Here is a 239-nt window from a genome sequence, read left to right as displayed (position 1 = left end):
AGTGAGGGTGCCATGGCTGACGTATATCCCGTAGATCCGGCCTTTGCCGCAGGGGCAAGGGTGCGCAAGGACCAGTATGAGAAGCTCTACCGCGAGGCGGGCGAGCAGCCCGAGCAGTTCTGGGGCAAGGCCGCCGAGCGCCTGGCCTGGGATCGCAAGCCCACGCGCATCAAAGACGTCAGCTACGACCTGGCCGACTTCCGCATCCGCTGGTTCGACGACGGCGAGCTCAACGCCAG

The 239-nt window shown here is 65.7% G+C and carries 1 protein-coding gene; it reads left to right on the top strand.

What is annotated here, in order from left to right:
• Positions 1–12: 12 nt before the first annotated feature.
• Positions 13–239 (top strand): acetyl-coenzyme A synthetase N-terminal domain-containing protein (locus SB658_RS27235; protein ID WP_410603660.1); only part of this gene is annotated, 227 nt, incomplete at its 3' end.

Origin of the sequence: Bacillus sp. SIMBA_008, assembly GCF_046535495.1 — a bacterium.
In the GTDB taxonomy this organism is placed as follows: Bacteria; Bacillota; Bacilli; order Bacillales; family Bacillaceae; genus Bacillus; species Bacillus subtilis.
Note: the sequence above shows the minus strand (reverse complement) of the source record. Positions and strands in the feature narration are given on the sequence as shown.